The following is an 8,301-nucleotide window of genomic DNA, read 5'->3' as shown; positions in this document are numbered from 1 at the left end:
CGTGACGGAACTGTCGAACGGGTGTATCTGCTGTGAGTTACAGGACGACCTCGAAACCGCCGTCGTCAGGCTTGCGCGAGAGCGGACGTTCGACCACCTCGTCGTCGAGGCCTCCGGCGTCTCAGAACCCGGGCCGGTCGCTCGGTTGTTCGTCACCTCGCGGGCGGCCGCCCGGTACGACGTAGCCGGTCTCGTGACCGTCGTCGATGCGCGCCTCTTTGCGGACACCTTCGTCGGCGGCGACCCGGAACGGACCGTCGCCGAAGAGAGCGACGGGACAACTCGACCGCTCTCTGCCCTTCTCGTCGAACAGGTCGAAAGCGCCGACCTCGTCGTCCTCAACAAGCGCGACCTCGTCACCGACGCGGAAATCGCGGAGGTCGGCGAAGTGGTCGAAGTACTCCGTCCCGGCGTCGACGTGGTGGAGACGACGTACGGCGAGGTCGATGTGGGCCGACTGCTCTCGGACCTCCACGACCCGGATGCGCCCGTCGGGTGGCGGGCTGTACTTGGCGAAACAGCGAACGGCCACAACACGGAAGACCACGCCCACACCCACACTGACACCTCCCACGCCGAGACGACCTACGGCGTCACCTCGTTCGTCTACCGACGACGGGCACCGCTCGACCCCGACGGCGCGGCCGACGTTCTCGGTTCGCTGCCCGAATCAGTCGTCCGCGCGAAAGGGTCGCTGTGGATTGGCGGGGCCGAAGACGTACACTACACCTACAGCCAGGCCGGTCCGTCGGCGTACGTCACCGCCGGCGGCCCGTGGATTGCGACGCTCCCGGAGTTCGAACACGACACCTACCGCCGCAATCATCCCGAACTCGACTGGCACGAGGAGTACGGTGACAAGCGGACCGAACTCGTGTTCATCGGCCACGACATCGACGAGACGGCGCTCGTGGAGACGCTCGACGAGCACCTGCTCGAACCGGGCGCGCCGGTAACAGATGGCCAGTACCCGACTGAAGTCGGAGCGGAAGTTGCACTCGCGGAACCGGAGGTCGAACGATGAGCGAGGATGCAGGCAAAATAGAGTGGGGCGAAGGCGACCCGCGAGCCCTGTTCGTCATGAACCTCGTACTCTCGACCATCTTCGCCACGGTCGTCGTCTACGGACTCTCCTACGCCGACCTTGCAGCGTTCTCAGTCGTCAACGTCGTGTCGGCGGCACTGGTGCTGACGGCTCTCACGTACCTCGTAACGAAGTGAGGCGGTACGGCAGAGGGCAGTAATGACCATTCTATTCGTGAACTACCCGCAGGCGACCGCTGGCGGCCGATAGCCGCATTTATGTCCTTCGGGAGTCCGCCTATTCGGTAAGATGCCCATCGAAGACCGAGACGACGCGTATCTTATCACGCACGCGCTGGCGAAGGACACGCTCTCGCGCCTCCGGGACGTGGAGACGACGCAGGTTGCCTTCCGTAAAGGCCTCGTCAAACTCGGCCGCATCTGTGGCTACGAGATTATCGACGGTGCGATGGAAACCGAGTACGTCAGCATCCAGACGCCGCTCGCCGAGACGACCGGCGAACACGTCAAAGGCCTCGACGACGTGGTCATTATCAACGTCCTCCGCGCCGCGACCCCATTCGTCGAAGGGTTGCTCAAGGCGTTCCCCCGCGCGAAGCAGGGCGTCATCTCCGCCGGACGCGACGAGGAAGCCGGAATGGACGACGAGGGCGGCTTCCCCATCACCATCGACTACGTGAAGCTTCCCGAAATCACCGAAAAGGACACCGTCATCGTGGCCGACCCGATGCTCGCCACCGGGTCGACGATGTGCGCCGTGCTCGACCACATCCTCGAAAACGCGGGTGTCGACCCCGAAAAGCTGTTCGTCCTCTCGGCCGTCTCGGCTCCTGACGGACTCCTCCGCGTCGACGACGAGTTCCCCGAAGTCGACCTGCTGACTGTCTCTATCGACGACTATCTCGACGACGACGGCTACATCGTCCCCGGTCTCGGCGACGCCGGTGACCGCGCGTTCCGCACGACGTAAGCCTGCTTCGACTCGAATCAGCGCTATTCGATTCGACCGATTCGACCTGACTCGGCGCGAATCGATTTCCGGGTAACGACTAAAACCGACTTCCGGGTAACGACTAAGTTACCACCCGCGCACCTGCGAACGATGAACGATACTCGTGCCACTGGAGGGACCCACCGATGAGTGACTCGTGTGACGGGTGCGGTCGGGCGGTCGAAGACGCACTCGCCCGAGCGGTCCGCCTGCAAGTCGACGACTCGACGGTCGACGGCCAGCGACTCTGTCCGACGTGCTTCGCTGACTGGATAACCCGGTACAAAGAGAAGATGTCGCCGAAGGCGTCGAAAGAGTCGTCCGACTCCGAGATAATCGTCGACTGATACGGACTGCTGTAACTATTTACCGGTGACCGCCGTCCCGGTGCCGGTGACACCGATAAGAGACTGCAACAGTCGTTATCAGGCGAACACCACGATGGTCGGTATTTTCGGGAACGCGACAGACCACACCGTTGTGAGTCGCGACGTACTGTGTCTCCAGTTGCTGTCGTCTGCGTGTCGAAGTTCAACCCCTTCTTTTCGGGTCGAAAAGCACCAGACACCGGCGTGATTTCGTTCGAGTTGAACGTCCCGAACTGCACCCCCGTATTCTATTGTGAGAGTTGGTTACACAGCGTTCGATAGGATAACTCCCAAACGAATCGAACCCCTCCATTTCGGGTCGAACATCGTTTTCGTGTCTCAGATCGGCGAGTAGTATTGCCATACTTTGAGACATTGGATTAGTAAATGGTATTATATTGAAATATTAAAATTATTTCATGTTATAGATAGATGTTGTCCATTCACAGAGTGTTGAACGAGATATTTTATAATAATTTACCACTCATAATGTGGAAATCTACACATGATGGATGTTGACATGAACAACCATATATATGCATTAATAGAAATGATAGTGCATGACTCGAAATCTCGACCGTCGACAGTTTATCGCTGCAACAGGTGCCGTTGGTCTCGCTGGCCTCGCTGGTTGTACCGGTGGGGACGGTGAAGGCGAAGAGACGACGACGGAAGCGGGAGAAGGCGAGGGAACGACCACCACGACTGACGGTGGCAACGGTGAGACCCGCCTCTCGTGGCACGCTGGCGGGACCGGTGGGACGTACTTCCCCCTCTCGAACGAGTTCAAGTCCGTTATCGAGGGACAGACGGACTTCACGATTCAGGTCCAGTCGACCGGTGCCTCCGTCGAGAACGTCGGCAGTCTCGCCCGCGGCGACGCCGACTTCGCACTGATTCAGAACGACGTTGCGTACTTCGCCCGTAACGGCGAGGGCATCGAGGCGTTCCAGGGAAGCCCCGTCGAGAACCTCCGCGGCGTCGCAACCCTGTACCCGGAGACCATCCACATCGTCACGCTCGCAGACACGGGCGTCGAGAAGCCCGCCGACCTCGAAGGTAAGACCATCAACACCGGCGACCTCGGTTCCGGGACGCAGGTCAACGCCGTCCAGATTCTCGAAGCACTCGGAATCAGCGACTACGAGCAGCAAAACACCGGCTTCTCGCAGGCCTCCGACCAGCTGAAGAACGGCGACATCGACGCCGCGTTCGTCGTCGGCGGTTGGCCGGTCGGTGCCATCGAAGAACTCGCTGCGACCGAAGACGTGCGCATCGTGCCCATTGAGGGTGACGCACGACAGTCCGTCAAGGACGCCGCACCGTTCTACGCCGACGACGAGGTTCCGTCGGGCACCTACGGGCTGGAGAACCCCGCCCCGACCGTCTCCGTGCAGGCGATGATTGCGACCAACGCCGAACAGTCCGAGGCGACGGTCGAAGCAGTCACCGAGGCCATCTTCGCAAACGTCGACCAGCTCACCATCAAGACGGACTTCATCTCGAAGGAAAGCGCTCAGGACGGCATGTCCATCGAGCTACACCCCGGCGCAAAGGCCTACTTCGGCTAACTCCGAAGCCCTCTCTCTGAACAGCAACCTACAACCACCCTTTCGATGCTCGATTCGATTCACACACGCATCCTCGTCGCAGTCGCGATACTCGCCCTTGCAGTGGGTGGAAGCGCTGCCGTTCCGGCCGGACAGGCCCTCGTCGTCGAAGACGCTGAGACCGGCGAGCACCTGAAGCAGATTCCGGTCCAAGAAAACACGACAGTCGCACTCGAGTACACCCACAGCGTCGAGAAGACGCGCGTGCTCGACGCCTACGCGGTACAGGACGGGAAGCTCGTCATGACGAGGATGGAATTTAAATCGTACGGCGCTGGGCTCCCCGCGAGAGCGAACGTGACGACAGAAAACGGGTCGTTCGTCTTCGACCCCGAAGGGAGCTACGAGGAGTTCTACGTCAAGCCCGGCCGCATCGCCGGTCACAAACTCCACGTGGGAGAGAACACCTACGACCTCGTAGCGCTCTCTGACGCGCAGTCAGTCCGCCTCCACGTCACACAGCAATCCATGCTCGACGCCGCCCTCCACTGACCAACGATGAACAGAACACACGACGAGGGTCAAAGTGACGACCCCGACGACCAGACTGCTGTCCCACGGTCCGCCCGCGAGGGAGGACACGACGACACCGCGGCACCGATTCGAACAGACGGTGGTGCGTCGCCAGGAGACCGCGAGGACGCAGGTACAGACGAAGAGATATCCGAAGAAGAGGCACAGGAGATGTTGGAAGGCATCGACCGAAAGCGGACGCTGTCCGGGTGGGCAGCCATCATCACGTCCCTCATCGCCATCTCCTTTTCCGTGTTCCAGTCGTGGCTGGCGGCGCGCGGCTTCGACTTCTCCGCGACGCTTCCGTTCGTCGGTGAGGTGTCGCTGGGGGCGCTGCAACTCCTGCAAGTAAACGCGGTCCACGTCGCCTTCGCGCTCATCTTGGCGTTCATTCTCTTTCCGCCAACTACCGGACATGGGACGTTTGCAACCCGTCTCGGCCGCATCGTCCCCACGCTCGCATCGCGTCTGGGTGAGGGCCACCCAGTGACGCGTGTCGCCTCGGGTCTTCGCCGGTTCGTTCGGTGGCTCGCGGTCGACCCCGAACGCGAGCGCGTAACGCCGCTGGACGTGTTCTTTATCATCATCGCCGCAGCGACGGCGGCCTACATGGTGATGGAGTGGAAGGAGATACAGCAACTCCGCGTGTTCGGTCTCGAAGCGGGCCGGACCGTCGCGGAGTACTTCGGCCCGCTCGGTATCGTTGCCGAAGCAATCAGCGCGGTCGGTATTCCACTGGCCGACGTGTCCTACCCGTTCTTCCTCGGCGCGGTCGGCGTCCTCTTGGTGCTCGAAGCGACCCGCCGGTCGCTCGGGTTCTATCTGGCCCTCATCGTTGCGTCGTTCATCGTCTACGCACGCTGGGGCTTCCTCATCTCGCCGGACATGCCCCTCATCGGCGTCCTCTCGATTCCGGAAGGGACGTGGGCGAACATCGTCCAGAACCTCTGGTACAACACCGAAAACGGTGTGTTCGGAATTCCGGTCACCGTCTCGGTGCAGTTCATCTACATCTTCATCCTCTTCGGCGCGTTCTTGGAGATGTCCGGTGCCGGCCAGTGGTTCATCGACCTCGCCTACGCCGCGACAGGGACCCGAAAGGGTGGCCCGGCGAAGGCGTCCATCCTCGCGTCCGGGTTCATGGGGACTATCTCTGGCTCCTCGATTGCGAACACCGTGACGACCGGCGCGTTCACGATTCCACTGATGAAGCGGTCGGGATACCGCTCCGAGTTCGCAGGTGCCGTCGAGGCGTCGGCGTCCTCCGGTGGGCAGATTCTCCCGCCGGTCATGGGCGCGGCGGCGTTCCTGATGATTGAGTTCATCGGCGTCCCGTTCTCGGATATCATCATCGCGGCGTCCATCCCCGCCGTCGTGTTCTTCTTCGGCGTGTGGGTGATGGTCCACCTCGAAGCGACGCGGGCCAACATCGGTGGTCTCGACCGCTCCGAGGTCGTCAACCTGCGGTCGCACCTCACTCGCGGATGGTTCTACCTCATCCCACTGGTGCTGTTGCTGTACTACCTGCTCGTCGAACGACTGACGGTCGCCCGGTCGGCGTGGTTCACGCTTATCGCCATCATGGCACTCCTGTCAGTGGTTGCGGCGTACAACGAGCGGAATCGGGTTCCGCTGTTAGGGAGCATCGTGACAATCTTCGTCGCGCAAGTCGCAGCCTACCTCACAACCGGCGTCGGCGTCATCGATGCGGTGATGGGTGGAAGCGGCGAAGCCCTCGGAATCACCGATGCGGCCTTCGCGGCCGCTGGTGACCTCGGTATCATTACCATCTTCGTCAGCCTCGTCATCATGCTCGTCCGTCCGGGTCTCGACTCACCGTTACTCGAACTCGACGAGGCAGTCGACGAGGCGACCGAAAACGTCTCCGGGATGCTCTCTCGGCCCTCGCTGGCCGATACAAGTGCGTTCCGCTACGTGACGTTCATCGGAAAGTCGATGGACTCCGGTGCGCGCACCTCGACCGAAGTCGTCATCGCTGTCGCCGCTGCGGGCATCATCCCCGGCGTCGTCAGCGCGACGGGTCTCGGACCGAACTTGACGGCACTCATCAAGGCCGTCGCTGGCGGGTCTATCGTCCTGCTCCTGCTCTTTACGGCAATCGCCTCTATCATCCTCGGGATGGGGATGCCGACGACGGTGACGTACATCATCCTCGTCTCGCTTCTGGGGCCGGCCATCGCGCAGGCGTCCGATATCCCGCTTATCGCAGCCCACCTGTTCATCCTCTACTTCGGGGTGATTGCAGACATCACACCACCGGTGGCAGTGGCGGCCTACGCCGCATCCGGAATTGCCCGGTCTAATCCGTTCCGGACGGGGACGAAGGCGTTCTCGCTGTCGCTCAACAAGGCCGTCGTCCCCTTTGCATTCGCACTGACGCCCGGTATTCTCCTCCTCCGCGGACGCGGTGAGGAGGCCGCGGTCGTCACGGGTGCGGACATCGCCGATATCGGCTACTTCCTTCCGGAAGTCATCATCCCCGTCGCTGGCGTCTTTATCGGCGTCATCGCGCTCGGTGCAACTGTCATCGGCTACCTCTACAGTCGCGTGACGCGCATGGAACGCGGACTGTTCGCCGCCTCCGCGTTCTTGCTCATGGCACCGATGCTGCTGTTGAACGCCGTGTTCGACCTCGGCGGCGCGCTCGGTCTCGTCGGCAACGTCCCCGCGACGGTCACTGTCGACTTGGCGATGCGCGCGGCGGGTGGCCTGCTCTTCGGTGCACTCGCACTGAAGAACCGCCGCGAAGCAGAACAGGGTAAACGCGAGGCTCCATCTGGGTCTCCCGAACCGACCGACTAACGTCGGACACAGTCTCTTTTATTCGAGTTCGACACGGCCGCTCGTCGCACTTCGGAGTCTATCGCGGAGGCCGTCGGCATCGTCGACGGGAACGCGAACCGAAAAGGAGACGCGCTGGTCGTAGTCGGCGTCGAACTCGACACCCGTCGATTCGAGGATGCCGCGAACGTCGCCGGAGTCGTCGTAGTCGACCGTCGCGGTGAAGCGCTCGTGCGGAATTTCTTCGACGATGCCCGCTGCGTCGAGGGCTTCCTTGACGGCGCGCGAGTACGCCCGAGCGAGGCCGCCAACGCCGAGGTTGGTGCCGCCGTAGTAGCGTGTCACGACGACGGCGACGTTGCGAACGTCCTGCTGGACGAGGACGTTCAGCGCAGGCTTGCCCGACGACCCGGTCGGTTCGCCGTCGTCACTCTGGTACTCGCGGAGCATGACGTTCCCGCCGCCGGGAACGGTAGACGAGGCCCCGCCTGCCGGGACGCGATACGCGGGGACGTTGTGTGTCGCGTCCGGATGTCGCTCTTCGATTTCGTCGACGAACGCTTCCGCCTCGTCGACCGTCTCGGCGGGCGAGATGTACCCGATGAACTCCGAGCCGTTGACCTCGAATCGGGCCTCGGCCCGTCCCGCGACGGTTCGATAGGCGTCGGTCATGACTGCGAGTTGGCGTCGCGGCATGCAAAAGCATTCCCACCGGCGCGGACCGCAAAGCGTCGACTCGGGTCGGCCGGCTGGCTTCGAGTAGGTGCGGGTTAGAAAGCAGACCTCCGAAAAGCCGCGTTACTGCCCACAGATATTCGCGTACGACGTACCCCCGTTCTGAATGCAGACGCCGCAGAGGTGGCGTGTTTCCGAAATCTGTGCACCACAACACATGCAACTACGGGGACGTTCCATGCCATTGTATAGCACGAGCAACTACAAGAGTCTTATTGCCACCCTGACAGAAATATAC

The 8,301-nt window shown here is 61.9% G+C and carries 8 protein-coding genes; 7 read left to right on the top strand and 1 reads right to left on the bottom strand.

Features of this window, described 5'->3' with window-relative positions; all coding sequences use genetic code 11:
• The 7 genes from QT222_RS11350 to QT222_RS11320 all read left to right on the top strand — a co-directional run.
• The coding region (locus QT222_RS11350) for a CobW family GTP-binding protein (protein ID WP_491477239.1) at positions 1-1,024 on the top strand (1,024 nt) is incomplete at its 5' end.
• Positions 1,021-1,221 (top strand): DUF8107 family protein, encoded by a 201-nt coding sequence (locus tag QT222_RS11345; RefSeq protein ID WP_491477238.1) that lies wholly within the window; start codon positions 1,021-1,023, stop codon positions 1,219-1,221. The genes QT222_RS11350 and QT222_RS11345, both read left to right, overlap by 4 nt.
• A gap of 112 nt (positions 1,222-1,333) precedes the next feature.
• Complete coding sequence (gene upp, locus QT222_RS11340; RefSeq protein WP_004058971.1) at positions 1,334-2,014, top strand: uracil phosphoribosyltransferase; 681 nt, start codon at positions 1,334-1,336, stop codon at positions 2,012-2,014.
• Positions 2,015-2,181: 167 nt separating this feature from the next.
• A complete protein-coding gene (locus tag QT222_RS11335) occupies positions 2,182-2,382 on the top strand; it encodes a DUF7569 family protein (protein ID WP_491477237.1) in 201 nt (66 codons plus the stop codon).
• 581 nt (positions 2,383-2,963) lie between these two features.
• Positions 2,964-3,974 (top strand): TAXI family TRAP transporter solute-binding subunit, encoded by a 1,011-nt coding sequence (locus QT222_RS11330; protein WP_004058967.1) that lies wholly within the window; start codon positions 2,964-2,966, stop codon positions 3,972-3,974.
• Positions 3,975-4,019: 45 nt separating this feature from the next.
• Positions 4,020-4,505 carry a DUF1850 domain-containing protein gene (locus QT222_RS11325; protein WP_004058965.1) on the top strand — a complete coding sequence of 162 codons (486 nt, stop codon included), beginning with the start codon at positions 4,020-4,022 and terminating at the stop codon, positions 4,503-4,505.
• Between the two features lie 6 nt (positions 4,506-4,511).
• Entirely contained in the window at positions 4,512-7,349 is a 2,838-nt protein-coding gene (locus QT222_RS11320) for a TRAP transporter permease (protein WP_004058963.1), read from the top strand.
• An 18-nt stretch (positions 7,350-7,367) separates the two neighbouring features.
• On the opposite strand, the gene QT222_RS11315 is transcribed toward QT222_RS11320, so the two are convergent.
• Complete coding sequence (locus tag QT222_RS11315; RefSeq protein WP_004058961.1) at positions 7,368-8,000, bottom strand: IMPACT family protein; 633 nt, start codon at positions 7,998-8,000, stop codon at positions 7,368-7,370.
• Between the last annotated feature and the right edge of the window lie 301 nt (positions 8,001-8,301).

The sequence above is a fragment of the Haloferax sp. s1 genome (genome assembly GCF_058382125.1).
Note: the sequence above shows the minus strand (reverse complement) of the source record. Positions and strands in the feature narration are given on the sequence as shown.